This is a genomic window from Dehalococcoides mccartyi, assembly GCF_001889305.1.
GTDB lineage: Bacteria > Chloroflexota > Dehalococcoidia > Dehalococcoidales > Dehalococcoidaceae > Dehalococcoides > Dehalococcoides mccartyi_A.
The window spans coordinates 1,360,948-1,385,313 of record NZ_CP013074.1; the positions used below are offsets into that span (position 1 = coordinate 1,360,948).

Annotated in this window: 26 protein-coding genes, 1 other RNA gene and 1 pseudogene; 10 read left to right on the top strand and 18 right to left on the bottom strand. The window is 46.0% G+C overall.

Going from position 1 to position 24,366, the window contains the following annotated elements; genetic code table 11:
* The first annotated feature begins 256 nt into the window (after positions 1 to 256).
* Both ASJ33_RS07530 and thyX read left to right on the top strand, forming a co-directional pair.
* Positions 257 to 769, top strand: a complete 513-nt coding sequence (locus ASJ33_RS07530) for a MarR family winged helix-turn-helix transcriptional regulator (RefSeq protein WP_023652768.1) — start codon at positions 257 to 259, stop codon at positions 767 to 769.
* 138 nt (positions 770 to 907) lie between these two features.
* Positions 908 to 1,495, top strand: coding sequence for an FAD-dependent thymidylate synthase (gene thyX / locus ASJ33_RS07535; RefSeq protein WP_023652769.1), 588 nt, complete (start codon positions 908 to 910; stop codon positions 1,493 to 1,495).
* A gap of 31 nt (positions 1,496 to 1,526) precedes the next feature.
* Here thyX and ASJ33_RS07540 read toward each other — a convergent pair whose 3' ends face one another.
* From ASJ33_RS07540 to ASJ33_RS07565, 6 genes are read right to left on the bottom strand one after another with little or no spacing between them, the layout of a single operon-like run.
* Complete coding sequence (locus ASJ33_RS07540; protein WP_041331383.1) at positions 1,527 to 2,462, bottom strand: ABC transporter ATP-binding protein; 936 nt, start codon at positions 2,460 to 2,462, stop codon at positions 1,527 to 1,529.
* Positions 2,456 to 3,424 (bottom strand): ABC transporter ATP-binding protein, encoded by a 969-nt coding sequence (locus ASJ33_RS07545; RefSeq protein WP_041331385.1) that lies wholly within the window; start codon positions 3,422 to 3,424, stop codon positions 2,456 to 2,458. Before ASJ33_RS07545 ends, ASJ33_RS07540 begins: the two co-directional genes overlap by 7 nt.
* On the bottom strand, positions 3,421 to 4,260 hold the full coding sequence (locus ASJ33_RS07550; RefSeq protein WP_041331387.1) for an ABC transporter permease: 840 nt from the start codon (positions 4,258 to 4,260) through the stop codon (positions 3,421 to 3,423). The genes ASJ33_RS07545 and ASJ33_RS07550 overlap by 4 nt, the downstream gene beginning before the upstream one ends.
* A 1-nt stretch (position 4,261) precedes the next feature.
* Positions 4,262 to 5,236: an ABC transporter permease gene (locus ASJ33_RS07555; protein ID WP_041331389.1), complete on the bottom strand. Its 975-nt coding sequence runs from the start codon at positions 5,234 to 5,236 to the stop codon at positions 4,262 to 4,264.
* 60 nt (positions 5,237 to 5,296) lie between these two features.
* On the bottom strand, positions 5,297 to 6,925 hold the full coding sequence (locus ASJ33_RS07560; protein ID WP_041331391.1) for an ABC transporter substrate-binding protein: 1,629 nt from the start codon (positions 6,923 to 6,925) through the stop codon (positions 5,297 to 5,299).
* Between the two features lie 4 nt (positions 6,926 to 6,929).
* On the bottom strand, positions 6,930 to 7,751 hold the full coding sequence (locus tag ASJ33_RS07565) for a class I SAM-dependent methyltransferase (RefSeq protein ID WP_041331393.1): 822 nt from the start codon (positions 7,749 to 7,751) through the stop codon (positions 6,930 to 6,932).
* 280 nt (positions 7,752 to 8,031) lie between these two features.
* On the opposite strand from ASJ33_RS07565, the gene ASJ33_RS07570 reads away from it, so the two are divergent.
* The gene (locus tag ASJ33_RS07570; RefSeq protein ID WP_012882517.1) at positions 8,032 to 8,487 is read left to right on the top strand and encodes a BlaI/MecI/CopY family transcriptional regulator; all 456 of its coding nucleotides are present in this window, start codon (positions 8,032 to 8,034) and stop codon (positions 8,485 to 8,487) included.
* A gap of 249 nt (positions 8,488 to 8,736) precedes the next feature.
* Complete coding sequence (gene crcB, locus ASJ33_RS07575; RefSeq protein WP_041331395.1) at positions 8,737 to 9,129, top strand: fluoride efflux transporter CrcB; 393 nt, start codon at positions 8,737 to 8,739, stop codon at positions 9,127 to 9,129.
* Between the two features lie 50 nt (positions 9,130 to 9,179).
* Here the strand turns inward: crcB and ASJ33_RS07580 are convergent, their stop codons facing one another.
* Positions 9,180 to 9,956 carry a winged helix-turn-helix transcriptional regulator gene (locus ASJ33_RS07580; protein WP_023652777.1) on the bottom strand — a complete coding sequence of 259 codons (777 nt, stop codon included), beginning with the start codon at positions 9,954 to 9,956 and terminating at the stop codon, positions 9,180 to 9,182.
* Positions 9,957 to 10,080: 124 nt separating this feature from the next.
* On the opposite strand from ASJ33_RS07580, the gene ASJ33_RS07585 reads away from it, so the two are divergent.
* Complete coding sequence (locus ASJ33_RS07585) at positions 10,081 to 10,599, top strand: GyrI-like domain-containing protein (protein ID WP_023652778.1); 519 nt, start codon at positions 10,081 to 10,083, stop codon at positions 10,597 to 10,599.
* 122 nt (positions 10,600 to 10,721) lie between these two features.
* On the opposite strand, the gene ASJ33_RS07590 is transcribed toward ASJ33_RS07585, so the two are convergent.
* The 4 genes from ASJ33_RS07590 to ASJ33_RS07605 are packed head-to-tail and all read right to left on the bottom strand — an operon-like array spanning position 10,722 to position 14,607.
* Entirely contained in the window at positions 10,722 to 12,119 is a 1,398-nt protein-coding gene (locus ASJ33_RS07590) for an MFS transporter (protein ID WP_023652779.1), read from the bottom strand.
* 49 nt (positions 12,120 to 12,168) lie between these two features.
* A complete protein-coding gene (locus tag ASJ33_RS07595) occupies positions 12,169 to 13,899 on the bottom strand; it encodes a ferrous iron transporter B (RefSeq protein WP_023652780.1) in 1,731 nt (576 codons plus the stop codon).
* The gene (locus ASJ33_RS07600; RefSeq protein WP_023652781.1) at positions 13,896 to 14,141 is read right to left on the bottom strand and encodes a FeoA family protein; all 246 of its coding nucleotides are present in this window, start codon (positions 14,139 to 14,141) and stop codon (positions 13,896 to 13,898) included. Before ASJ33_RS07600 ends, ASJ33_RS07595 begins: the two co-directional genes overlap by 4 nt.
* 40 nt (positions 14,142 to 14,181) lie before the next feature.
* Positions 14,182 to 14,607 carry a Fur family transcriptional regulator gene (locus ASJ33_RS07605; RefSeq protein WP_023652782.1) on the bottom strand — a complete coding sequence of 142 codons (426 nt, stop codon included), beginning with the start codon at positions 14,605 to 14,607 and terminating at the stop codon, positions 14,182 to 14,184.
* 125 nt (positions 14,608 to 14,732) lie between these two features.
* Here ASJ33_RS07605 and smpB point away from each other — a divergent pair, with 125 nt between their 5' ends.
* Positions 14,733 to 15,197 carry an SsrA-binding protein SmpB gene (gene smpB / locus ASJ33_RS07610; RefSeq protein WP_023652783.1) on the top strand — a complete coding sequence of 155 codons (465 nt, stop codon included), beginning with the start codon at positions 14,733 to 14,735 and terminating at the stop codon, positions 15,195 to 15,197.
* A gap of 12 nt (positions 15,198 to 15,209) precedes the next feature.
* Positions 15,210 to 15,562, top strand: a transfer-messenger RNA (tmRNA) gene (gene ssrA, locus ASJ33_RS07615).
* 547 nt (positions 15,563 to 16,109) lie between these two features.
* On the opposite strand, the pseudogene ASJ33_RS08585 reads toward ssrA, so the two are convergent.
* The 5 genes and pseudogenes from ASJ33_RS08585 to ASJ33_RS07650 form a co-directional block, all read right to left on the bottom strand.
* Positions 16,110 to 17,150, bottom strand: a pseudogene (locus ASJ33_RS08585) (recombinase family protein); the annotation flags it as partial.
* Positions 17,137 to 17,364, bottom strand: coding sequence for a hypothetical protein (locus tag ASJ33_RS07635; RefSeq protein WP_023652785.1), 228 nt, complete (start codon positions 17,362 to 17,364; stop codon positions 17,137 to 17,139). The pseudogene ASJ33_RS08585 and the gene ASJ33_RS07635, both read right to left, overlap by 14 nt.
* A gap of 17 nt (positions 17,365 to 17,381) precedes the next feature.
* Complete coding sequence (locus ASJ33_RS07640; RefSeq protein WP_023652786.1) at positions 17,382 to 17,576, bottom strand: hypothetical protein; 195 nt, start codon at positions 17,574 to 17,576, stop codon at positions 17,382 to 17,384.
* A 4-nt stretch (positions 17,577 to 17,580) separates the two neighbouring features.
* Positions 17,581 to 18,204 carry a ParB N-terminal domain-containing protein gene (locus tag ASJ33_RS07645; protein ID WP_023652787.1) on the bottom strand — a complete coding sequence of 208 codons (624 nt, stop codon included), beginning with the start codon at positions 18,202 to 18,204 and terminating at the stop codon, positions 17,581 to 17,583.
* The gene (locus ASJ33_RS07650) at positions 18,191 to 18,904 is read right to left on the bottom strand and encodes a hypothetical protein (protein WP_023652788.1); all 714 of its coding nucleotides are present in this window, start codon (positions 18,902 to 18,904) and stop codon (positions 18,191 to 18,193) included. Before ASJ33_RS07650 ends, ASJ33_RS07645 begins: the two co-directional genes overlap by 14 nt.
* Before the next feature lie 331 nt (positions 18,905 to 19,235).
* On the opposite strand from ASJ33_RS07650, the gene ASJ33_RS07655 reads away from it, so the two are divergent.
* On the top strand, positions 19,236 to 20,372 hold the full coding sequence (locus ASJ33_RS07655; RefSeq protein WP_023652790.1) for a hypothetical protein: 1,137 nt from the start codon (positions 19,236 to 19,238) through the stop codon (positions 20,370 to 20,372).
* 163 nt (positions 20,373 to 20,535) lie between these two features.
* On the opposite strand, the gene ASJ33_RS07660 is transcribed toward ASJ33_RS07655, so the two are convergent.
* On the bottom strand, positions 20,536 to 20,745 hold the full coding sequence (locus ASJ33_RS07660; protein WP_023652791.1) for a helix-turn-helix domain-containing protein: 210 nt from the start codon (positions 20,743 to 20,745) through the stop codon (positions 20,536 to 20,538).
* Positions 20,746 to 20,877: 132 nt separating this feature from the next.
* Here ASJ33_RS07660 and ASJ33_RS07665 point away from each other — a divergent pair, with 132 nt between their 5' ends.
* The gene (locus ASJ33_RS07665) at positions 20,878 to 21,363 is read left to right on the top strand and encodes a hypothetical protein (RefSeq protein ID WP_023652792.1); all 486 of its coding nucleotides are present in this window, start codon (positions 20,878 to 20,880) and stop codon (positions 21,361 to 21,363) included.
* Positions 21,345 to 21,593 (top strand): hypothetical protein, encoded by a 249-nt coding sequence (locus tag ASJ33_RS07670; RefSeq protein WP_236886597.1) that lies wholly within the window; start codon positions 21,345 to 21,347, stop codon positions 21,591 to 21,593. Before ASJ33_RS07665 ends, ASJ33_RS07670 begins: the two co-directional genes overlap by 19 nt.
* Positions 21,594 to 21,753: 160 nt before the next feature.
* Here ASJ33_RS07670 and ASJ33_RS07675 read toward each other — a convergent pair whose 3' ends face one another.
* Complete coding sequence (locus tag ASJ33_RS07675; protein ID WP_023652794.1) at positions 21,754 to 24,354, bottom strand: TrlF family AAA-like ATPase; 2,601 nt, start codon at positions 24,352 to 24,354, stop codon at positions 21,754 to 21,756.
* Positions 24,355 to 24,366: the final 12 nt, after the last annotated feature.

Genomic DNA, 24,366 nt, shown 5'->3' on the forward strand with positions numbered 1-24,366 from the left:
AGTCTTTCCTATAGTCACCCGGTCTTCCCCGGGAGCCAATTTACATCTTCACCTCCGAATATTAACTGGCATTTTGCTAGTATGCGATACTAGTATACGATTATAGTTTTAGATATTTCAGAGGTCAATAAGCTTTATGGCTTAGAAGCCTAGGCATTTAGTATATTTTCAACATATATTTGTATTTATCCTCCGAATTATTGTTTAATAAACACATACAGGTAGTAGGCAAATCTGCTTAATACAAGAAGGTTATATGACTCACAGACTAAGAAAAGACGGCTACAAAATATGGTCAATTCTTATGCAGGCCAGAACGGCAGCCTACCACGTACGCAGAAAAGACCTGATGGAGTATGGAGTTTCACCGGAACAGGCAGGCATACTGGAACGGCTTTACCACACTAAAGACAAAACTATGACACCCACCCGCATAGCCGAGATTTTTTTACGTCAGCCCAACACTATTACCGCCATTTTGAGGGGCATGGAGAGAAAAGGGCTGGTTGAACTAAGCAAAGACCTGGAAAGAAAAAACATGATTCGGGTCACCATTACCGAAAAGGGCACTCAGCTAAGAGAGATTATAAACACTAATCTTGCTGAAACACGCAAAATATTTGATGTCCTGTCTGACGAGGAGTTGGAACTGCTGGAAAATATGCTCTTAAGAATAAGAGATAAATCCATAACCCAAACTTCATCCTCCAAGTACAATGCAAAACGCAAACTTGAGCAGATTCACGAATCTGACAGCCAGATACTCTGACGGTATTCTCTCCGATACCCCGTTTGCCCGCTCCGGAAATACCTGCCACCTATATTTTTATCAGACCTCATTTATGCTTTTTCCGCTTGTGAAAATACTCCCGAATTGGTATCCTTTCGGCATAAGGAGACGCCTCTTATGGAATATAATGTAGAAGTAAAACTGCTGGCTATGACCCCTGATGCCGAAAATCTGGCCGAACAGGCCGGGCGGCTGTGTTACGCCAGCGGCAGTAAACAGGGCAGCAGCCAGGACTGGCTTCAAACCCGTATCAAACAGGGGCATGAAAGTCTGCTTGAACATGTGTCTGCCACTTTTTATATAAAGGCATCACGGGTGGTTACCCACGAACTAGTCAGACACCGCATTGGCAGTTACTCCCAGCGGAGCCAGCGTTACGTGAAGGAAAATCAGGCCGAGTTTATCACCCCGCCTGAAATAGCCGAAGGAAACGACGCCAAACTGGATTTATTTAAAGAGGCCATGGAAAGTGCCTGGGATTCATACCGCAAACTGCTGGAAGCGGGTATAAAAGCAGAAATTGCCCGTTATGTGCTGCCTAATGCCTGCGCCACTGAGATTATCTGCACCTGGAATTTCCGCGAACTGCGGCATATCTTGAAACTGCGTACCGCCCCGTCCGCCCAGCCGGAAATGCGGGCCGTAGCCGGCCGTATAAAAGAGATACTACAAAAAGAAGCCCCCAAAATATTCGGAGACCTCTAAACAGCACTTAATAATATTTTACCCTGCCGTATCAGATTAAATGGCAGGCACAGAGGTGATTTTCGTAAACCATCTTCAAAGGCGGCGCTTCCTGATGGCAAACCGGCAGATGCAACGGGCAGCGCCCAGCAAAACCGCAGCCGCATCCGTCTTCGTCATGGTGATGCAGGTCGTGCCCATCTTCAAGCTCCAGTGCCAGCCCTGCCATAAGCATTTTGGTATAAGGGTGAACAGCCTGGGATATATTTTCTTTCCCCATCACTTCAACCAGCTTGCCTCGGTACATAACCGCCAAACGGCTGCAAACCGAACTAACCATTTGCAGGTCATGTGAAATAAGCAGATAACTCAAACCATATTCTTCTTTAAGCTCCAGCATAAGCCTGAGCAGCTGGTAACGCAAAATAGTATCCAGCCCGCTTAAAGGTTCATCAGCAATTATTATTTCAGGTCTTACCAATATAGTTCTGGCCAGTGACACCCGCTGACGCTGCCCGCCGGATAGTTCTACCGGGTAGCGGCCGGAAAGCGAAGGCGGAATAAAAGTTTTCTCCATAACGGCTGAAACCGATTGCTGCATTTCAGCCTTGTTTAAGTGACGGTTTATCTTTAGAGGTTCTTCCAGAAGCCCTGTAACCCTCATGCGGGGGTCTAAAGTGGCGTCCGAGTCCTGCAGCATTAACTGGACTTCACGGCGGTACTTTTTGAACTCAGGGCCTTCCATCTTTTGCAGATCCTGCCCTTTATATTCAACCACACCGGCAGAAGGGCGAACCAATCCTGCCAAAGCTCTGGCCAGAGTAGTTTTACCGGAGCCGCTTTCACCTACCAGCCCCAGTATTTCACCTTTTTCCAGTGTGATACTCACATCTGAAACAGCCTTGATAGTATGGTCCGGGTGCTTAAGGCGTACCAAAGGGTTATGTCTGACTACAAAATTAACTGACAGATTTTCAGCTTTTAACACGTTTGCAACCCATTTCGGGTATACAAATGACAAACCACCCTGCCGCTCTCCAGACAAACTTCCTGCGGTATTTCTTTTAAACAAATTGCGGTTGCCTGGGGACAGAACAGGGCGAAGCTACAACCCTTGTCATCACCTAATAAATCCCGGCTTTCAAAACCTGTCAAAGGCATATTCAAAAAACCTGCGGACTGCTGATATTTCATAAGCATACGGCTATATGGATGGCGGGGATTTTCCATCAGACTTTCAGTATCACTGTACTCTACAACCCTGCCAGCATACATTACCGCTAGTTTCGGGCAAAGGGTTTTCAACGCAGGTAGGTCATGGCTGATAACAAGCAAACTGGTTTTACTTGAGGACTTTTTCAGTATATTCAAAGCGGTAGTACGGGTACTTGCGTCAAGGGCGGTAGTGGGTTCATCTGCCACCAGCAAGTCAGGCTCAGCAAGAAGGGCCATGGCGGTCAGCACTCTTTGGCGCATACCTCCGGACAATTGGTGGGGATAGCTTTTCAATACATGCTCAACAGCATGAATATCCCCCAACCCTAGTTCAAAAAACAAATGTTTTGCTCTATCCAGCCCAGTGTCCGGGCTGTTGAAGGCTGTTTTAATTTCACTAATCTGCTCACCCACCTTTAAAAGCGGGTTCAGAGCAGTAGACTGGTTTTGGGGAATAAGGGCAATCTGCCTGCCCCTTATATAGTTCAGCTCTGTTTCGGGCAGATTTACCAGCTCCCTGCCTTTAAAAAGTATGCTGCCGCTTATAACTTTACCGGGTTGCTGCAGCCCCAGCAGGCTATAGACAAGCACAGTCTTGCCGCAGCCGCTCTCACCCATAATACCCAGACTACAGCCTGCTTCAAGATGTAAATTCAGCCCGTTGTTAGCCCTTACCAGCCCGGCTGGAGTCTCAAAATATACGTGCAGGTTGGTAACTTCAAGCAGGTTTTTCATCTGTCCAGTATCCTCTGCAACCGCGGGTCAGTACGGTCTTCAAAACTCATATTGATAAAGGTCAGCCCCAATATACACAGGGTAATGCACAGCCCCGGCGGCAGATACCACCAGTACAGATTCTGGACAAATCCTCCCCGCGAAAAAGCATAATGAAGCATCATACCCCAGCTCTTTTGAGAAGGATCACCCAGACCCAAAAAGCTCATAGAAGCCTCAAGAAGCAAAGCCACCGCCACCGCCAGAATAAACTTGGCAGCTACTAAAGGCAATACATTCGGAAACACATGCCTCCACATCAAGCGGAATTCACTTGCCCCCATAATACGGGCAGATTCCACATAACCGCTCTGGCGGATAGTAATCACCTGCGAACGGATTACTCTTGCCGTCCCCGGCCAGAGAGTCAGAGCGATAACCAGAATAATATTCCAGATGCTAGGGCCCAAATATACCGAAAGTAGTATTACCAAAGGCAAAGCCGGTATGACCAGAAATATATCCGCCGTACCCATCAGCACATTATCCAGCCAGCCGCGGCGGAATCCCGCCCAGATACCTACCGCCACCCCCAGTAAAGTAGCCAGAGAGGCAGCTGCAAATCCCACCCACAAAGACACTCTGGCCGAATAAACCAGCTCGGAAAATATATCCTGTCCCACATCATTAGTCCCCAGCAGATGCTGGGCAGAAGGGTGCAAAAAAGCCTGCCCGTAAGTCCATGGGTCATACAGGGAAATTAGCGGTGCAAACACGGCCGAAAACACAAATATGCCAAGGATTATCACCCCGAAAAACAGCAGCTTGTCTAAGGTCAGTCTCTTAAGGATATTCATCTTAGGCAACCCTCGGGTCAAGGCGTCTGTAAAGCATGTCTGCCGTCATATTTGCAAGCAACACACAAACTGCAATAATCAAAAACGCACCCTGTATAAGCGGGTAATCACGCGCCCCGATAGCTTCATAAATAAGTGTCCCCATGCCCGGCCAAGAAAAAACAGTTTCCACCAGCAACACTCCCGAAAAAAGCATGCCGAACTGTATAGCGGTAACCGTTACCAGCGGGGCAAGTGAATTTCTGAGTATATGTTTAAAAAGAATCCGCCCGCGGCTGAGCCCCTTGGCTCTGGCCATCAGGATATAATCCTCCCCGCAAATGGAGATAACCGTATTTCTCATAATCAGGAAATCATAAGCGGCTTTAAACAGGGTAACAACCAGCAATGGCAGCGCCATATGCCAAAGCAGGTCTGCAAAATAGGCAAAGCCGCTTAGTTCGCCTGAAGTAACCTTGCCCATGGGAAACCAGCCCAGATTAAAACTAAAAAACATAAGCATCAGCATGGCAATCCAGTAATGGGGCATGGCGTAAATCAGCATAAAGCCGCTGGTAAGGCCTATGTCCAGCGGAGTCTTGCGGAAATAACCCGCTACCAGTCCGGCAAAACCGGCCAGCAATGCTCCCAGTATAATAGCCGGCAGGATAAGCACCAGTGTCCACAGCAAATGCCCGCCCACTGCCTCCAGAACCGGCTGCATATACAGGTATGAGTAACCCCAGTCTCCTCCAAACAGCCCGCCCAGATAATCACCAAACTGCTGATATATAGGTTTGTCCAGCCCCAGTTCAACTGAAAGAGCGGCCACATCCTCGGCGGTGTAGTAGGCCTGTTCACCAAGAATATTTTTAACCGGGTCACCCGGCATAACCCTGGGAATCAGAAAATTTAAGGCAATGATAACTAACAGTACGATGCCGTAACGCAGCGCCTTACCCAGAAAACCGGCCGCCGGATGATAATGTCTTTGCATATCTTTATAGAATGAAGAAAGGCTGACCGGAGTCTAGAAACCCCGGTCAGCCATAATACATTAGGGAGACCGAACACTCAAGAAGGAGAAGCCATTAAAGACTCCTCCGTAGATACTGTCTATCACCCAGCCTGACCAACCCTGCTGGTAGGGGTAGACACTCTCTGTCCAGGCCAGGGCAATACCCGGCAAATATTCGGCGGTAAGTTCCTGTATCCGCAGGTCCAGTATAGCCTGCTGGGCAGGATCAGCCGTAGCCAGTCTGGCATCACAGGCGGCCAGATATTCAGCCACATCCAGATTGTGCAAAACACCCTGACCGGTACGTCTGGAATCAAAGTAGCCCGAACCATGCCCGGCATGCATCAGGGTCCCCCAGGGAGTAGCCCCGAAGAGAACCATATCATAATCAAGGGCATCCTTCACCGAAGCCCAAGCCGAAAGGTCAAGTGCCCTTATTTCTACCCCAAGCCCAATCTCAGACAGGGCATCCCGCAGTATTTCAGCCAGACGCATATTGGTAGACTGATCAGATCTGGCCAGCAGCCTCAGGGAAATGTTCTGGCCGGATGCATCTTCACGAATGCCATCCCCGTCTGTATCCATCAACCCGGCCGCATCCAGCAGGGCATTTGCCTCTGCAGGATTATATGCCAAAGAAGGCAGATTTGCATTGTAGTTGGGGTGGGTGGGGGGAACAAAACCAGTGGTAGGCACACTGCCGTAACCCGCATAAAAGTATTCTATTATCTGCTGGTAGTTTATAGCCGCGGCAATAGCCTTGCGGACATTTATGTCACTGGCAGGGCCGTCTTCAAGGTTAAAACCCAATGCAGACGGAACACCCAGATAGGTGCTGGTCTCAAAATCCACTTTGCCTGACTTTATCAGGGCGGGTATGCTGGTATAGGGAAAAGTACCCGAATAATCCCACCAGGTATCTATATCACCATTAGCCAGTGATAAAACTAAAGCATCCATATTCTGGTAGATATCCACTTCAAGGCGGTCAACAGTTGGCTTGCCCTGAAAATAGTCTTCGTTAGCCTTGAAAATAAACTTGCCGGAAGCAAGGTCAAAACTTTCAAATACAAATGGGCCTGAACCGACTGTCATATCCGGCTGGTTATACTTAAGCGGGTCGTCCACATCCTGCCAGATATGTTTGGGTACAACCGAATAGGTCATAAACTCGGTCAAGAGGTTGCCGTAAGGACGAGACAAACTCAAAGTAACCGTATCCCCCGAAAAGCTTACATCTTCTATAACATCTTTCATCCAGCTGGCTGACGCAATGTAATCACGGTAGTACTCTACTGAAAAGGCCACATCCTCAGCCGTCAGTTTGGTACCGTCATGCCAGTAGGCATTGTCTACAATAGTAAAGACAAATGTCATGGCATCATCCGACACTGTCCATGACTTGGCCAGCCAAGGCTTGACGGACATGTCATCCCCCAGCCTTATCAGGCTGTCATGGGTAGTCAGATTGGTTAGTACCCCGTACCAGTAGTCACTGAAGCGATTGACAGTCTTGAAAGGTTTGGTAGAACCAACCTTCAGGGTAACAATCTCGGTATTATCGGCATTCGGGGTTATCTGCTCACAGCCGGCAAACAGGCTCAGCGATATCACTCCCGCCAGACCCAGCAGCCACACTTTCTTAAATTTTTTCCAATTCCCAATCACCAGATTACTGTACCTCCTTTTTTATCCAGATAAGGGCATCCCGGTTTTGGCGTTTCAGCCAAACCTGTCCACCCTCAGTAAAAGTTTTACCGCTATCTGAAAGATGCTCTTTCAGCTTCGCAAGCTCATCCGGATTGAGCCCGGGATTGTAAGAAAACATTTCCAGCTGCACTTCCAGCGGTATCTTATAATCACGGCAAAACACCTCTACATCAGGGCTAAAACCCATCTGGTAGAGTATGTTGTAGATATAAATATAATCAGGTGACGCCTGCAGTCCAAAAAGGGTTTTCAAGGCAGGTCGCAGATCGTTGCCTGCAGTGTGTACAAGAAGCACATTTTTAGCAGCAACCGCTATCATTTTCTCCAGTGCCAGACGGATATTTTCCATCTCCAGCGAATATACCGCCATCACGTGATCATGCTTAGTTATTTCCTCTGGCAATAGGGCTTCCCACTCGTCATGCACTATTCTGATATTCGCCAGAGACTCTTTTTGAATTTCTTTTGCAAGCGCACCGGACTGTCTGGGTGAAGGCTCAACCGCAGTTACATTAACCCCGTGAAGAGCCAAAGGAATGGCAAACGAACCGGCACCCGCCCCTATATCCAGCAGATTTTCACCCTGGTGGGTAATATCTAAAATCCTATCAAGCAGTTTACCGGGGTAATCACGGTTGACATACAGGCTCATCCATGTCTGGTATTTCTGCCAGAAATCCTCGCGGCTGTGACCCTGCCGTTCAAGATTCGCCCTCAGCCCTCTTTGGGCGGTAGCATCATCCCAAGCTTTAGCCCAATCTATGTCAGAAGCGGGTCTGTTCATATTACCATCCATTATGCGATATTAAGCAATTGCAACTAGTTGCATTAGAATACAATAAACACCGCCTCCCGTCAAGACGCAGACACCCTCTTTAAAACTCAGGAAATAACCCCGCTAAACCCGTCCACCCAAGCAGAAGACTGCAAAGCCGGGAAACCAATGCATAGTGCTATACACGTGTTACTTCAGTTATATATGCGTGTTTTTTTAAAGTACTTGCCCTGATATGTTATAATGACCCGCACGTTTTATTTAATGGGAGAAAGAAACAAAAAGCATAATGGTAGAAATGTTCGACAACCTGAATCACAGACTTTATCATCACTTTAGCTGCACTTATCTGGGTATTTTGCGTTATATGCAAAAGCGGATGGCTCACGATACCGAATATACCCTTGAGCAAATGTCTATCCTGAATATGCTCAGAAATCTGGGCAAGGCTGATGTGGATACCATGGCCCGTCTGATTATCAAAGAGCCAAACACCCTGCTGCAAATTATGAACCGCATGGTAGACAAAGGCTATTTGGAAAAACAGAAGATTGGCCGCAAGACTGTTTACCAGATAACCGAAGACCACCGCGCCAGGCATAACCCGGAGTTATTTAATGATTACGCAAAGGATATTTTTGACTGCTTCTCTCAGGAAGAAAAAGACAAATACCTTGAGCTCTCAGATAAGTTGTTCAATTCGGTAAATACCAAACTGACCAACTATTTCGTAGAATACGAATAATCTAAAACCCTGTTTATCAGCCACCGTTATTCCTCCGCTTTTGACAGTTGTTGTCTCCAGCCGGAGGGATGGCGGGAGCGGCAGCCCCTCAAAACCGCTTGATTTCAATTTATTTTATTCTTCTGCTAGAATACTTTATCTGATGTATACCGTCAGTTAACCACTGCCTGTTTTAACCGCAGTTATTACTGGGCAGATAACGCCCGTTTCCCAGTATATTATTCATCAGCATTTAAAAGAGGTGTTTTCTTGAGCGAGATACTGCTGCTGGCGGCAGGCGGAGCTTTGGGTGCAGTCAGCCGTTACGGATTAAATAATCTTTTTATCAAGCTTCTGGGAGAAAGCTTTCCCTACGGAACTCTTATTGTAAACTGCCTGGGCTGTTTTGTATTAGGCTTCCTGATGCAGTGGGGCTTCAGCTCCGGCAACCACAATACCCACCTGAAACTCATGCTTACAGCCGGTTTTCTGGGAGCTTTCACCACTTTTTCCACTTTCAGTTATGAAACTTTAGACTGTTTCAGAAATGGCAACTACGTAAGCGGATTATCCAATATTCTGGCCAACGTAGTGCTGGGTCTGCTGATGGTATTCATAGGAGCATATCTGGGCGGTCTCCTGAAACAAAACAGCGGCACCTAATAAAACAGCCTCCTTTAGGAGGCTGTTTTTGTTTATACCTAATTTACAACCTAAAGACTGGTTAGAGAATACTCGATATTGCGGTCTTTCAGACTGGATACCAGAGCATACACATCCTCTTCAGTACACACCACTGCCGAAGACAGCCCATGCAAAGCAGCATCTATCACCACTCCGGAAACATCATAAAGGTAATTCGGCTCTATGCCGGCACGGTGAAGCGCCGCCACAGATTCAAGCCCTATCGCCCCCACATGACCAACCCCTTTGAGTTTGGTTTTTATAAGTGCCAAATCAATATGACGTGAGCCGCCTTTGGCAATACCCGGCACAACCAGCACCGAAACAATCCCATAGCTGAATTCAATCAGACCCTGTATATTGCGTACACCCACATCCTCACCTGCCTTGGCGTCTGCTTCAGCAATTCCGGTGGATTTGGTCTGACAATCAGCGGTGGCAAAAAGCAGGCCGTTTATCATCTTTAACCCTACCTGCTCACCCTTTTTGATATCCTTTTCAGCAATAGCGGGGGATATCACTATCCCGTTTATGACGCTGTCTATCCCGTCAAAATAGGCTTTTACCTCACGGACGTTCTTGAGCACCCAGTTCACCCCTTCGCGGGTTATCTGATAACGGGAACGCCCCAGATAGGTAATCATGCTTTCGCCTTCCAGCTGGCTTATATAATCCGAGACTGCCTGCGGGGTAATAGACAACTCCTGAGCTATAGCCCTTTGCTGAATAGTAGGCCCATGGGTGGCTATCTCTATAAGTATCTGGAAGCGGGTGGCAAAACTCTTGTTCCGAAGTATCTCTACCATATCAGGTTTATTATAACGGCTAAACCATCAGCTTACAATGTGCATATTTATGGCAAAGCAGTCTTAACCAAGGCAAAAAAGAGTGTTATACTTGCATTCAAATATCCCGTTTAAGGAGGTTTTTATGTCTCCGCGCAAACTGAAAACTGACCCGGTAATAATGGATATGCCCGCCCAAAAGATGGCGGCGGTTCGAGGAAAAGGTGCTCCGGACAAGGTTTTCTCCCAGATATTCCCTGCTCTTTTCGGCTCTGTATACACCATGAAATTTGACCTGCTTAAAAAGGGGCTGGAATCATTCAAAGTGAGCTGTCCGCGTGCCCGCTACCCCAATGCCAACCTATCCCCGAAGGAAGAATGGGTTATTATTGCCGGTATACCGGTACCTGAAAACACAACTTCATTACCCCAAAAAATGCCGGATACTGAAGTAAAGCTGGAAACATGGGAATACGGCACGGTAGCTCAAATACTTCATCTGGGCTCATATGACCAGGAAATGGAAACCGTAGAACGTCTGCACAAGTTTATTGCCGAAAACGGTTATGAAATAGCCGGTCCGCACGAAGAGGAATATCAATCCAAACCGGATGCCAAAGTACTAAAAACCCTTATCCGTTACCAGATTAAGAAAATCAAATAACAGGCCACACCAAGAAGTCAGCATAAATTCCTTGGTCATATACGGCTTACTTTCTCTTTAGCAGTAAGTAGACTGCAAAGACTCAAAAGCCGTTTCCGGGAGGTGTGGCAGTCAAAGCCCGCTTAAGGTTTTCGGGTATTGCCTCTGGACAGAGACGCAAATATCCCGATAAAGCACAGGGTAGTAAAGAGTATCATGGCAGTACGCATACTAGTCAGCAGACCTTCATAATTTTCAGGGCTGATATTTACCGGCCCCAATATCAGGGAAAACAAGAACATAACCACTGCCAGACTTATCATTTGGCCGGAAAGACGCATAGTAGAGAGCGTGCCGGAAGCCACCCCGTAATGTTTTCTTTCAACCGAACTCATAACCGCATTGGTATTAGGTGAGGAGAACAGGGCAAAGCCCATCCCCAGCAGTGCCAGCGATATGATTATAAATACCAGCGGAGTGTCCATACTCAGAGTTGATAAGAGGGCCAGTCCGATAGTCGTCAAACCCATACCGGTGGTAGCCACAAAACGCGGCTGGATACGGTCTGACAGCCGGCCGGCAAAAGGAGACAGACCAGCCTGAATAATAGGCATAGCCACCAGCACCAGCCCGGCAGACTGGGGGCTGAAACCCCTTATATACTGCAAATACAGACTCATCAAGAAGCCCACCCCGAAAGTAGCACTGTAATTTATAAGGGCCGCCAGATTGGACAAAATAAACGGACGGTTTTTTGTGAACAAACGTACGTCAAAAATAGGACTGGTATAATTCAGCTCCCGCCAGATAAACATACTGAAAGCTATAAGCCCAGCCAGTATATACCAGATTGCAGACGGATCAGGTAAAATAGTGGTACCGGCCATAGCAGCTACCACCCCAAGCCCGTATACCAACGAACCCATATAGTCAAATTTTTCGCCTCTGGATTCAGCCATATCCCAACCGCGCATCTTCCAGAAAATAAACCCGATAATCAGCAACCCCAGAGGCACATTTGACCAGAAAATACTCCTCCAGCCGAAGTGTTGGGTAAGAAAGCCCCCCAGAAAAGGCCCGGCAGACAATCCTATATAAACTGCCGCCACATTTATACCCAGCACCCGCCCCCGCATACTGGGGGGAAAAGCCGAAATAAGAATGGGAGCGGAAGTACCGAATATACCGGCACCGCCTATACCCTGAATAATACGGCTGAATATCAGCCAGGCCTCATTGGTGGAAAGCGCTGAAGAAATAGACGCCAGCGTGTAAATAATAATGCCGATAGTCAGTATGCGTTTACGTCCGTATATATCCGCCAGCCGTCCGAAAGGCACCAGACAGACTACCGCCGCCAAAATAAAGGCGGTGGCTATCCAGCTGAGGTGTACAGCATCAATACCAAACTCTTCACCCATGGAAGGTAACGCGATATTGATAGAAGAAGAAATAAAAGGAGTCAGGAAGGCACTTAGGGTGGTTACCAACAGTACAGCTTCCTGGCTTATCTGTTTTTTAGGCAAGTTTATTTGAGCCATAATCTGTTTATTATAATCCAAATACCCCTTGCAGAAAAATCAAACCTAATTACAGGATAAGATTCATAAGTCCCCCCACCCCGATAGCCGCAACCAGCATAACCAGTACTGATTTCAGGGCATCTTTCCGCCCCAGCTCACGGAAGAGTATCACCAGAGACGCTATACAGGGGAAGAGCATGGCCAGTACCAGACTGGCCACCACCAGCTGTTCAGGCCCCATATCCAAAGGCCCTAAAAGAGCCATAGCCGCATCTTTACGCAGAAAACCCACCACCAGAGGCACAGCCGCATCAGCCGGCAAACCCAGAATACCGGTCACAACCGGCTCGGCCGCTTTGGCGATAACGTCAAATACCTTGGTAAAACTAAGAATATTTATAACTGCCACTACCCCCAGTATTATGGGTAAAGCTTCCTTGAGAAAACTTTTAATCCTGAAAGCCAGCTTTTTCAGCACCAGATTGACAGGGGGCAGGCGGTAGGGAGGCACTTCCAGCAATAGTTCCGGGCTGAAACCGGGAGTAATCTTGTTCAGAATCATACCCAGCCCCAGCCAGACTGCAAACAGAGTACCGAAAACCAGAAAAACATACCCTATCCCGAATCCCCCCAGCATACCTATTATCATAGCCTGCAGGGAAACACAGGGCACGGCTACCGAAACCAGTGTAGCCGCAATAAAGCGCTCACGTCTGCTTTCCAGACTGCGGGTAGCCATAATAGCCGGCACGTTACAGCCTAATCCCAGCAGGGTGGGTATAAAGGCAAACCCGTGCAGCCCCAGCCGGTGCATTACGTTATCCAGCAGCACCGCCAGACGGGGCAGATAGCCGGTATCTTCCAGTATGCCCAAGACCAGGTAAAAGGCTACTATGTAAGGCAGAACCATGGCAAACGGCACGTATAATCCGCTGGTAAGCAGCCCCAAAGATTCTTTAAAGTTTATTTCCCCGCCGCTTACATCACCCACCAGCAGCCCGTGCAGGAAACCGCTGCCGCCCAAAGCATCTGACAAAGAATGGACTACCGGCGCCCACAGATTATTAAAAATGGGGTCAAATACATACGCTATCAGTCCCTCACCCACAAACCGCACCACCAGAAAAACTGTCGCCATAATGAACACAGCCATTAGAACACCCAAAACCGGGCTGACACTGGCATCCGCCAGCCTCTCTCCAATGGTATGGTGACGATGGGTTATCTGCTGAACCTCACGGATAATACCGCCGATACGCTGCCAGCGTTCGTCCTGACCCTGCACGGCCAACACCGGCACTTTGGGTGAAAGCAACTGGACAACCAGCTGTTTAATACCCTCGCCGCTGGTGGCGGAAGTGGGGGCTATAGGCACTCCCAGTATTTCCGAAAGCTTATCCAAATCTATTTTTATGCCCTTGTGGTGGGTTTCGTCCCACATATTCATAGCTATAACAGTGGGCAAACCCCTTTCCAGAAGCTGCTGGGTAAGATACAGGTTTCTTTCCAAATTAGTGGCATCTATCACATTCAGGATAATTACTTCTCCATCTTTGTCAGACGCCACTTCATCCAGCATTTTTCTGGCCACTGTCTCCGCTTCACAGGTGGGTTCAAGGGTATAAGAACCGGGTACGTCTATAACCTCGGCAATTTCATCACCCAGCTTCATCTGGCCGCGGCTGAAAGTTACAGTCGTACCGGGATAATTGGCAGACATGGTTTGGACGCCAGTCAGGCGGGTAAAGACCACACTTTTACCCACATTGGGATTACCGAAGAGCAAGACTTTTTTCATATACCGGCAACTTCCACCATTACTTTGGAAGCCATGCCATGCCCCATAGCCAGCTGGGTTCCGTCAACCTTTACTGTAACCGGCCCTTTAAATGACATGGCGCTGATTTTAGTTAATTCCTTGCCCGGCCTAAGCCCCAAAGCCGCCAGGCGGTTATTAACGGCGGCCCCGCCCTCTATGCTGCACACCCGGGCACGGCTACCGTTTTTCAAATTTGCTAGAGAAACTATTTGCTGAGCCATATGTATCCTTGTCTATATAAAATAATTTACTTGCCAGGTTTTAACGGGAACCTTCATTTTTGGAGCAGGCGGCACAATATCCGCTGAAACGCAAATCTGTATTTAAAACCCGAAAACCGCTGGCCTCAGGCACATTACTGAGCATGTATTCCAGCGGATACTTAAACTCCACCACCTTGCCGCAACCCAAACACAGCAAATGGTAGTGCTCGCCGCCGGTCTTTATTTCATAGTAATGGGTATGCTCATCCAGATGAATTTCCTCAATAAGGCCGGCTTCTCTAAGGGTTTTCAGATTGCGGTAAATAGTCCCCAAACTCACCTTAGGGAACTTTTTCTGCACCTTCTGGTAAATATCTACGGCAGACATGTGCCCCTTAGCCTTAGACAAAACCTCCAGCACAGCCTGACGCTGACGGCTGGCACGGGTACCAATCTGAACATTGGCGGGTATGGTACTATTCATCTCCCTGCCCCCCTTATTATCAATAACGATTATTATTATTAGTATATGACAAGCAGACTTGCCCGTCAAGCATCTCCCGAGGATAATTGTAAGGGGCAAGCAGTCTGGGGTATGATATAATACATATGGCAGAATACGTAACCCTGACAACTAACCGCAAAGCATTTCATAACTATTTCCTGGAAGAAAAATACGAAGCAGGGATAGTACTGCTGGGCACGGAGATAAAATCCCTCCGGGGCGGCAGAGTAAATATGGGAGATGCCTACGTTAAACCTCAGGGGGGAGAGCTCTGGCTGGTAAACGCCCACATATCAGCTTACCAGTGCAGCGGACATACCAGCCATGAACCTTTGCGGGAACGCAAACTGCTTATGCACCGCAAAGAAATAGCCCTGCTTATGTCAAAGGTCAAGGAAAAAGGGCTGACTCTCGTACCGGTGCGTATCTACCTTAAAAACGATGTTGCCAAGGTAGAGCTGTCACTGGGGCGGGGTAAAAAGCTGTATGACAAACGGGATACCATTACTAAGCGGGATACCGAGCGTGAACTGGAGCGGGAAATAAAACACCGCAATTTCCGCCGTTAATACCAATATTATGGGGACGCGTGGTTTCGACAGGGAAGGTAGGCTACTGGATTGCAGGCTGAGGTGCCATCCACCTCATTAAACAGGTGGCAAAAAACAACTGGCGAACGTGAACTCGTTCTTGCTGGCTAAATAAAACCAGCACATCCTGCCCGGCCCCACCTCAACGAGCCGGGTTTGGGTGCCGATTAGTTGAGGTGCCGTTTCCCCAACGCCGATGAGGGGAACGAAAGAAATATCGGCTGGTTTGGCTAAATTAGGCCGGCAAAAGCTAGCCAGACAAGATTAAATAGACGGCTAATCCTGTAGTAGATCCTGGGTCACCTTTTCTGGACGGGGAGTTCGACCCTCCCCCGTCTCCACCAGAAACACGGACGAGCCGGCGGGTGAAGTACCCAAAGGCTCGTTTAAGATACGTATTTTGGATTCCTTCCTTGATACCGCCACCTGAAAAATGGGTTTAAAGGGCGGCTTCACCTTAACTGCAATCACCGAACAGCTTTGTTTCACATCCACATACACCCCGTCCAGCATGGTCAGGAGTATCTTCCTCTGTTCAGCAAGGTTTGCCTTACCCCAGAGTACAGGCAGATTCTGGATAAGTTTCCCAGCCTGCTCGGATGCGTCATAGTCGGGTACTACCAGTGATTCCAGACTGAGTTCCAGAAGTCTTTTCTGCCTTAAGTATTCTTCCTCAGGTATCAGACCGTCTATATAGGTCTTGGCCATACGGTGGAGTTTGCCGGTTACCTGCTCTTTTTCTTTTTTGACCCTTTCCACTTCATCCTTAAGGCTTATGATAGATAGTACTTCCTCAAGCCAGCCCGGACCAAGCTCTATAGCGGAAACAAGTTCCCTTATCTGATTATCTATTACATGGCAGCCTATAGTACCGCCATGTCCGGGGCATTCCTGTATGCTTCTTGAAGCTTTGTGCTCCCGGTAGTAGCTGTTTCCGCTTTTATAAGTCTGAGCCCACATAGGCATTCCACAATAGGCACATCTGACCAATCCTTTAAGCAGGTATTCTCTACCAGGTGAAGTAGTCAAGGTTTCAGATCTGCCCGAATTCTTCCTTAAGGCCAGTTGGACAGTATCAAATAATTCCCGGCTGATTAAGGCTTCATGGGCACCGGCTAGGATTTCATCCCGGTGGTTTATCTGCCCGGTATAGAAGGGGTTATGCAGGATATTTCTGACCGAGGAACTGGTAAATAGTCTTGGCCCTGAGACTAATTCTCCGTTGGCATCAGGTAGATTTTTGGTGTTGTGGGTACGAAATCCCTGTTCATTTAGCCAGATAGCCAGTTGGGAGAGAGTGGTTGTACCGGAGGAATAGCGCCGGAAAAGCTCGGCTGCTGCTGGCCCTTCCCTTGAGTGGATGTGAAGTCCTCCGGGGTGTTCCTTCTCGCAGCGCCTTTTCTTTTCTCCCTTGTCGCCTATCTCCCAACAGGATTCATAGCCGAAGGGGATACAGCCATTGTGTTTGCCTTCCCTGGCTCTTTGGTCAAGTCCTTTTCTGACATGGGTACTTAAAGCTTCACTGAAATACTGGGCAAATGCCCCCAGCATCTGGGTGAAAAGGATACCGTCCGGTTTAGAATAATCCAGATTTTCAACAATAGAGACCAGCCCTATCCCGTACCTGCCCAGTAGTTTTAATGATTCCAAAGTAACGGTAAGATTCCTTGACCAGCGGTCAAGTGTATGTACAACTACAATCTCAAATTCATTTTTGGCTGCATCTTCAAGGAGTTTCCTGAAGACCGGTCGTTTATGAGTACTGTCTACATGGGCGGATTTGCCTTCTTCCCGATATATGCGTACAGCCTGCCAACCCCGGTTCTTGCAGAGCTCGGTAAAGAGTCTTTCCTGAGCATCCAGAGAGTAACCCTCAACCTGTGAAGCCGAAGAGACCCGGACATAGGCAACCGCCCGTTTAGTTTCGGCCATTTCCTGTTTCCCTGTTAGCTTCACGCTGAGAAACTGAAAATGCCACCTCTGCCAGAGTTGTCAGAAACTGTTCTACCATCATCTTTTGCATTACCTCAACCTCAGAAGTGGCGGTTAGTGTATACGCAGCACGTATACGTGTCAACTCATCCGATTTATCAGATTGAGTTATCTCTTCAGATACAAGCTTGCCGCCATCTTCCTGTATAGACATCTCTAACAATTCCTAGTTCATTTGCAGAAGAGTCTTTCAGATTTTTCTACTACCTGTCTCACATATTCCTGTTGAGTAATAAACCCCCTGAAATGCCTGCCATCTTTCGGGCAGACAAACATAATGAAAGGTTTACCGGATTTACGGCCGCTGGCCAGTTTCACTTCCAGCGTTTCACTGCAGACCGGGCATTTTATGGATTCAACTGCCATATCTTTACTCCTTACCCAGATACGATTGACATAATAGATACAAAGCCTGTCCTCTTAAGGTGGGATTATCACTTTTATTACCTCTGGCAAAGGGAATAAAACGGGTTATGGCTTTTTCTACAACTTTCTTCTGGTCACTTGTCAATTGAAAATTGAGATGACTCAATTTGGCAAGTCTGGATTGCTGCCAGTTTTGGAGCTGAACACTCAATTCTTCCTGGCCTATGGAAGCCAGAGAAGTCAGATTATCCGAGGATTCAGGCAATACCAAAAGTACTTCTTCCTGTTTAATCTGGGACAAAATTTCCCGTAGAAGTTGAGCTCTGAGCCCCAGGTCATCCACCCCGTGGATATGATTTAGAGCCTGAGCCAACAGTTTAGCTTCAGAGTCATTTAATTCAAGTACAATACAAGGCACAGTTTGTATCTTAAGTTCAACCAGTACCTTTAATCTCTGGTTACCGGATAAGACTTCAAAATATCCATCTTTAGATCTGACCACCAGATTTTCAACCAATCCATATCTTTTAATACTCTGCTTCAATTTCCCAAGTGTCTTCTCATCCAGTTGGTTCGGGTTCCAGACTGCTTCCCTGAGAATCCCCAAGGGCAAATTAGTTATTTCCATTATTCCCCTCCTTGATAGGGTAGGGTAATACCGCAGATTTCAGGTATCCCCGCCATTTCGGATCCAGAAAATATAAATATCTGTGCTTGGCAGATTGTTTAATCGCATTAATTTTTATCCCCTGTTTTTTCAGGTAACCCTGATCACGGCTGCCCAGAAAATTATTTAAAGAGCGTCCGTGCCTGAGTCGGCCATCTCCCAAATCATACAAAGGCATCGCCGATGATAGTCCGGTATAAAGCCAGCCGGTAGCCTGATAGATAATTCCCAGATGCCCTGCCGATGGATCGCTGTAGGATATCAGAAACTTTAAATCTGTATGACGTTTTAAGTACCTGAATATCACCCCTAAAACCCTTGATTCAGCGTTTTTAGGTAAATCATCTGATAACCAAAATCTGGTAAGGGTTAAACAATCCTGAGGCTCTGCCCCATCCACCAGTCGGTAAGCCAAGGCTGGACCGGCACCCAGGGTAATGGCACCGGTCAGCCGGTTATCCAACATAACCCCAAAACAAAGCATCGTGCCTGCCGGAAATGAATGCAGATAGTGCTCCCGTTCCAGAATCCGGGCAGCCGCTTTACGGGGAATTGGGCAAACCAAGAGGTTATGGAGCGCCGCGCTGGGATTTAAACCCGCTCCTGTATCCCGGCAGGATACCATGCTACTCATCACACCCGCGGCGCAATTTACATCCATAAAAACCTTCCTTACCTTAAGATCCCAAAACCATTTGATTTCCTAAATTATCTATCTCTCTATTCATCATCATTTTCCAGGTCATAAGTTTCTTCCTCTTCTCTGCGCCGTGCAATTCCTCTGGCTTAGGATACAATAGCCTGGTAAAGAGAATCACCCAGCAAGATTTCATCAGCCCCAATATCCAACTGGTACAGCTCACCCAATAATTGAGCTAAAGTCTTCATTTTCGCATTCCTTTCCTGTGATATAATTTTGCCAATACCTTTTGGCATCAATAACAGTATGTCCTATAATTCATGAGATGTAATTGCGTCATAGGGAGGTATCTATGACAACGGATAAAATACAATGGGCGTTAAATACCTTATTCCCCAAGGGTGAGGAGAATGGAGGGCCAGCGTATTTAATATTAGACAAATATCAACCCGCAATAACAAGTTTACGCAAAAAAGATCCTGCTTTAGCAAGAAAAGTTGAACGTACGCTTAAACTAATATTTCCAGAGTACTTTCCTCGGAGAAAATATATCAAATGGGACGATACTTATCGTGCGACAAAGGCTAGAATAAATCTTTTACCTCATAACCCATATCTTAGAAAAGATATCTCGGATATTAGAAATGCACTTGGTCTTCCTGATGAGCAAATTAAGATACCATTTGAACAAAAAATATATTCTGATAAATTACAATTATTGATGAAACCGAAAAAAAACCAGGAAAAAGTATCTCAAGAAGAGGCCCAAAGGATAATCGGAGTTGAAGTACTATTGGAGTGGTTAAAAGTATTTCATGAAGTCGAGACCAAACATCAAATAGCTGATAGTGATTTACCCCTAGATATCAGAAAGATGGCGATCAAATCTGCAGAGAAAACCTTCAATACTACGAATTTCCCTGTCTGGTTGCAAGAGCACCTTACATCAACAGTAAATGATGAAACTTCTTTTATAGATAAAGTTATAGACCTACTAATCAAACGACACAGACTGCCGTTTGATTTATATTGGAAGTATGCGATTCAACAATTAAAATACTATCTATTAACTAATAATCCAGAGTGGGTCACAAACTTGGGATATAAAAACATTATAATTTCACCAACATTTCATAAGGGTAGTTACGTAACTCATTTTAATGCCACTATCACAAATATCGATGAGACCTTCACTTTTGAAGATTGGACCAAGTTATGGAATAAGTATATAAAGCCAGAAAATAATGCACTACTGGAAGCAAGTGGTAGTATACCTCAAGGGCGCCTCCCTGTCGGAGTTGATTTTAATAAATTAGAGAAACGGATTAAATTTTTCGAACCCATGATTAATAACAATTTAAGTCCACAGGAGATCGCGAATGATTGTCCAAAATACTTAGATTTAAACGATGACGAGCAGAATTTAGAGCAAGAGTCGATTGTTGATTCAATGAAAAAGTTGAAGACACTTCTAGAACCAAATGATTAGAACGATATGAACTGGATCCTTAAGAGTTAACACTAGAATAAAATACGCTGATTATTTAAAACAAATCGGCTTTTAATGGTATTAAAATTATCAGTAAAATACGAACATTTTGCAGGTAAATTTGTCATATTTATCATATTTTATAACACACCTTTGATGTAAACTATGGCGATGATTTTTGGGATTTTACCCAGTTAATCAGATCCTCTTTTATGAACACCCGCTTATTCCCCAGCTTATATGAAGGCAGGCCTTTCTTAATCAGATTATAAATTGTCTGGTGACTAATACCCAGAAACTCCTGAGCCTCTGAAAAAGATAAAAAACCGCACTCAATCTTCGTTTCTGACTTCTCTATTTTCTTTCTAACCATTGTAATACTCCATTTATTTATGGAATATTACACATCCGTATTGTTTTAGGCACATATTGATTATATTTGATTATTATTGACACCTTTGCGTTTATGTTATATCATCTCTTTATCCATTTACGGGAGGATCTAATGCGAAAACTAATTATCCCATTAGCTGTTATTTTTACCTTGCTGCTTTCCATTTGCCTTACCGGCTGCAATACCAATATCTTTGACCCCTCAGGTAACAACCCGGGATTATTTAATCGCCCTCTGGTAACCAAGATCTCATATTTTATAGACAATACATTTGATATTTCCGCAGGTGATTATTATAAATTCGAGTTTACGATTTCTTCTGATATGCTTAATACCCGGGTCGGAGGCTCATTCTACGCTTCCGGTGGATCAGGTAATGATATCCGGATGCTTATTCTGGATAGTACCGATTACGTTAACTGGGCAAACGGTCACTTTGTAACACCTTGTTATGACTCAGGCAAACTGACCACTCATTCATTTATGTTGAATCTTACCGCTGGCACTTACTATCTGGTTTTAGACAATACCTTCTCCTTCATTTCTTCCAAGCAGGTTAAAATCGACGCTGGGATGGAATGGCAGGAATACGAATAAACTTAAGGAGCATCTACATGGCACTTGGCTTCAGCCTTACAATAATCGGTTTAATCCTATTCGCAACCTGTTATGCAGCCTTTGGAATAGACCTCAGCCAACTGGGCATCAGAATCGGTCCTATTGAGTACCAAATACTTCAATGGGTAATGATAATAGGAGGAGGGCTGTTCCTATTAGGATTGGTCAGGATTATTGCTAAATCTATTGAACATAATAAAAACAGTTAGAGCAAAATAAAAGTGATTCTGAGACCTTGCGTGTAAAAATTTTAGGTATATTACATCTAGGTCAGAATATATGTAAGTTCAAGTCCAACACAGTGGGTGGTATTGCACGGCAGACAGAACTAAGACGTTTGAATTGGCATTCATTATATCAAAATAATGTTTACCGGACATTGTATTTCCTTCCTCGTAGTTTATACGGTTCAACCCCTCCTTCCAGATGGTCAACCACCTGTCTAGCGACTAGTTCTAGGTCGATTGCTCCGGCACAGACAATTTCTCCAGAAGTAGCCGTCCCCTTCAATATGTGGAACATATCGGAGTCTGAGGAAACTGCAACATTCGAATTGTGGGTCGTGATTACAAATTGCCGTTGGTCTTTCCTTTGCCGCAGACGCTGAACTATGTCGTGATAAACGGTAGCCACGTCGAGCGCATCTTCTGGCTGGTCAATGATGATAGGCATTGACCCTTCAGACAAAGCGATGAGCAGGAGAGCGGTACACTTTTGTCCCACCGATAACTGGGTAAGTGGATAATATTGCTCATCTTCTTTTCGGTATTGGATGTTGGGAACGTCCTCGGGTAAACATTCATACGGGATGGACAACAGCTGACGCAATAGCGTTTCATTCCCTATTATCGAATCTACAATCTTTGAGGAAGCCGCGGCGGTCAGTAATCCTTTTGTTTCTAACTCCGTCTTGTCTTTTCTTAATACAGCAGCCACAAACTCCCTCGGCATCATATTCTTCACAAGTTGTTCCTTAAATTTCTGACCTATGGATAGTCCACGGGTGATTTCGGTTAACCCTTCTATAAACGCTTGACGGTTACCATTTTGTTCTAACGTCAATTGAAGTCGTTCATCGCTTTTCTTGGTTAGATCTTCATAAATATTCGACCTAGCTACGAAAAGGTCCTGTCTGGCTTTATCCAATGTATCCAACAAAGTTTCTCTTTTTACACGGTGAGTCTCAAAGAAAGATGCTTTCAGATTGAACTCATCTCGCTGGGAGACTATATTATCTAGGTTCTCAGCTAGCCCTTTGCGCTGTTTCGACAGAGCTTCTTGCTGGCCACCGGCTGTCTTCAGGAAGGCTTCGAATTTTTTATCCCATTCGCCCTTTCTTTTGTCAAATTCAGAGCGATCCTTTTGGGCCAATAGCAAAGCATCATCGAAAGCTTTCAATGATACCTTGACATTTGATACCAAGCTATCAGCCGCCGCCGATACTTTGTCTCGATAACCTTTCAGATCAGTATCTTGTTCTCCGTCCGGTAGTCCAGGAACCGCCGGCACCGACTCCGGGTTAACGCTTTGTTCAATTTGTTGCCGAAGTTTTTGGGAAGCCGCATTGACCAAATTTATCAAAGCGACTTTATTATTCCAATCCTTTCCTTCTTTGTACATCGGATCTGCAAGCATATTATCCAACTCTTTGATTTGAGCGTTGATAGTAGCAATGCTCGCATCAAGTTCTTGAACCTTGTCCTTCGCGAGCAGAGAACTTATATACTCCTCAACATTCGATGCAAGATTATCTTGCGCTTCCTGAATTGGCCGGCGTAATGTATCAAGGTCAACTAACCTATCGATCGAACGTAATTGGATGCCGGTATCACGAGAAATATCGATTACTTCATTTTGGCTATATGCGAGTATCGGGAATACTTTCGTTATATCTCCTTGGAAGGCACTCCCATCAGATGAATCAGTAACTTGAATTGGATTAGTATCACCGTCGAATTGCCTTTCGACTATATAATTAATACCTGAGGCAGTTTTGACATGGATGGTGATTTTACCCCCGAGACCTAGTTGATTTTCGAGTTTACTCTTTAAATCGGTTTGAATATCGTGAACATATGAAGGTTGATTGAGTGCAAACCTAACAAACTCCACAACAAGGGACTTGCCGACTCCTTTTCCGCCTAGGATTGCGTTCATACCGGGATGAAACTTGGCACGCAGACCATTGAAAAAGCCTTTGTCGACATGTAAATCCAGAACCATCGGGCATTGGACGTTGGGCGGGTCGATAATTCTGATCCGTGTCTGTGGGTCATAGAAGCACTGCCGAAGTGCACCAATCGACATTGTTCCAATCTTAAAGTACGAGCTCTTACTGCCTATTTCACGCAGTGAATGACTATCTGAGCACTTAATGCAGGCGAGTTTTCTCTGGTAATTAGGATCTTCACCGTCGAAAAAAGCCATAGTCTCGTCTTTTGTAATCTCAGCACCTAGCAAATTTTGATTTCTAATTATGCTAATCCTCGCTTGCCCCTTCATTTCCTTGACAACCCCTGAGGATGAATCGCAATGAGCTAATAATGCAACTCCCTCAGCTTCGGTTATCTTGTTAATGACTTGGTTAACGTCACCTGTAGCAAGTGCGTCTTTCCGTCCCCTCTTTTCTTCGGTAATGTCAATCTGCGCTAGAAAATCATGAACATGTGCCATACCTTTTGAAGGATCGAAAATAGCCAGGACGTGGACGTTTCGTTCGCCGCCCATCACTGTTATCTCGACACCTGGAAAGACGACTATGCCACTTCCACGAGCTGCGGTCTTCAATGAGTCGATCCAAATACCGGTATTGTGGTCCGTAACAGCCAGAGCATCTAATCCGTGTTTCTTTGCCCTAGAGATTATCATTTCAGGCGTTGCTCCGCGCTCTTGATAGTCATCACCTGATCCTGGACTGTGAAAGTGAAGATCTATTTTCTTCCACCTGAGACCTTGAAAATCGGTAGTCATTATCCAGCCCTC

Bases quoted from the DNA above. Each gene is read 5' to 3' on its own strand.
- ASJ33_RS07665 (WP_023652792.1), top strand. From the start codon at position 20,878: ATGCGAAAACTAATTATCCCATTAGCTGTTATTTTTACCTTGCTGCTT.
- ASJ33_RS07655 (WP_023652790.1), top strand. From the start codon at position 19,236: ATGACAACGGATAAAATACAATGGGCGTTAAATACCTTATTCCCCAAG.
- ASJ33_RS07635 (WP_023652785.1), bottom strand. From the start codon at position 17,364: ATGTCTATACAGGAAGATGGCGGCAAGCTTGTATCTGAAGAGATAACT.
- ASJ33_RS07640 (WP_023652786.1), bottom strand. From the start codon at position 17,576: ATGGCAGTTGAATCCATAAAATGCCCGGTCTGCAGTGAAACGCTGGAA.
- ASJ33_RS07660 (WP_023652791.1), bottom strand. From the start codon at position 20,745: ATGGTTAGAAAGAAAATAGAGAAGTCAGAAACGAAGATTGAGTGCGGT.
- ASJ33_RS07675 (WP_023652794.1), bottom strand. From the start codon at position 24,354: ATGACTACCGATTTTCAAGGTCTCAGGTGGAAGAAAATAGATCTTCAC.
- ASJ33_RS07650 (WP_023652788.1), bottom strand. From the start codon at position 18,904: ATGGATGTAAATTGCGCCGCGGGTGTGATGAGTAGCATGGTATCCTGC.
- ASJ33_RS07550 (WP_041331387.1), bottom strand. From the start codon at position 4,260: ATGAATATCCTTAAGAGACTGACCTTAGACAAGCTGCTGTTTTTCGGG.
- smpB (WP_023652783.1), top strand. From the start codon at position 14,733: ATGGCAGAATACGTAACCCTGACAACTAACCGCAAAGCATTTCATAAC.
- ASJ33_RS07585 (WP_023652778.1), top strand. From the start codon at position 10,081: ATGTCTCCGCGCAAACTGAAAACTGACCCGGTAATAATGGATATGCCC.
- ASJ33_RS07570 (WP_012882517.1), top strand. From the start codon at position 8,032: ATGGTAGAAATGTTCGACAACCTGAATCACAGACTTTATCATCACTTT.
- ASJ33_RS07530 (WP_023652768.1), top strand. From the start codon at position 257: ATGACTCACAGACTAAGAAAAGACGGCTACAAAATATGGTCAATTCTT.
- ASJ33_RS07605 (WP_023652782.1), bottom strand. From the start codon at position 14,607: ATGAATAGTACCATACCCGCCAATGTTCAGATTGGTACCCGTGCCAGC.
- ASJ33_RS07545 (WP_041331385.1), bottom strand. From the start codon at position 3,424: ATGAAAAACCTGCTTGAAGTTACCAACCTGCACGTATATTTTGAGACT.
- ASJ33_RS07595 (WP_023652780.1), bottom strand. From the start codon at position 13,899: ATGAAAAAAGTCTTGCTCTTCGGTAATCCCAATGTGGGTAAAAGTGTG.
- thyX (WP_023652769.1), top strand. From the start codon at position 908: ATGGAATATAATGTAGAAGTAAAACTGCTGGCTATGACCCCTGATGCC.
- ASJ33_RS07565 (WP_041331393.1), bottom strand. From the start codon at position 7,751: ATGAACAGACCCGCTTCTGACATAGATTGGGCTAAAGCTTGGGATGAT.
- ASJ33_RS07590 (WP_023652779.1), bottom strand. From the start codon at position 12,119: ATGGCTCAAATAAACTTGCCTAAAAAACAGATAAGCCAGGAAGCTGTA.
- ASJ33_RS07600 (WP_023652781.1), bottom strand. From the start codon at position 14,141: ATGGCTCAGCAAATAGTTTCTCTAGCAAATTTGAAAAACGGTAGCCGT.
- ASJ33_RS07580 (WP_023652777.1), bottom strand. From the start codon at position 9,956: ATGGTAGAGATACTTCGGAACAAGAGTTTTGCCACCCGCTTCCAGATA.
- ASJ33_RS07555 (WP_041331389.1), bottom strand. From the start codon at position 5,236: ATGCAAAGACATTATCATCCGGCGGCCGGTTTTCTGGGTAAGGCGCTG.
- ASJ33_RS07645 (WP_023652787.1), bottom strand. From the start codon at position 18,204: ATGGAAATAACTAATTTGCCCTTGGGGATTCTCAGGGAAGCAGTCTGG.
- ASJ33_RS07670 (WP_236886597.1), top strand. From the start codon at position 21,345: ATGGCAGGAATACGAATAAACTTAAGGAGCATCTACATGGCACTTGGC.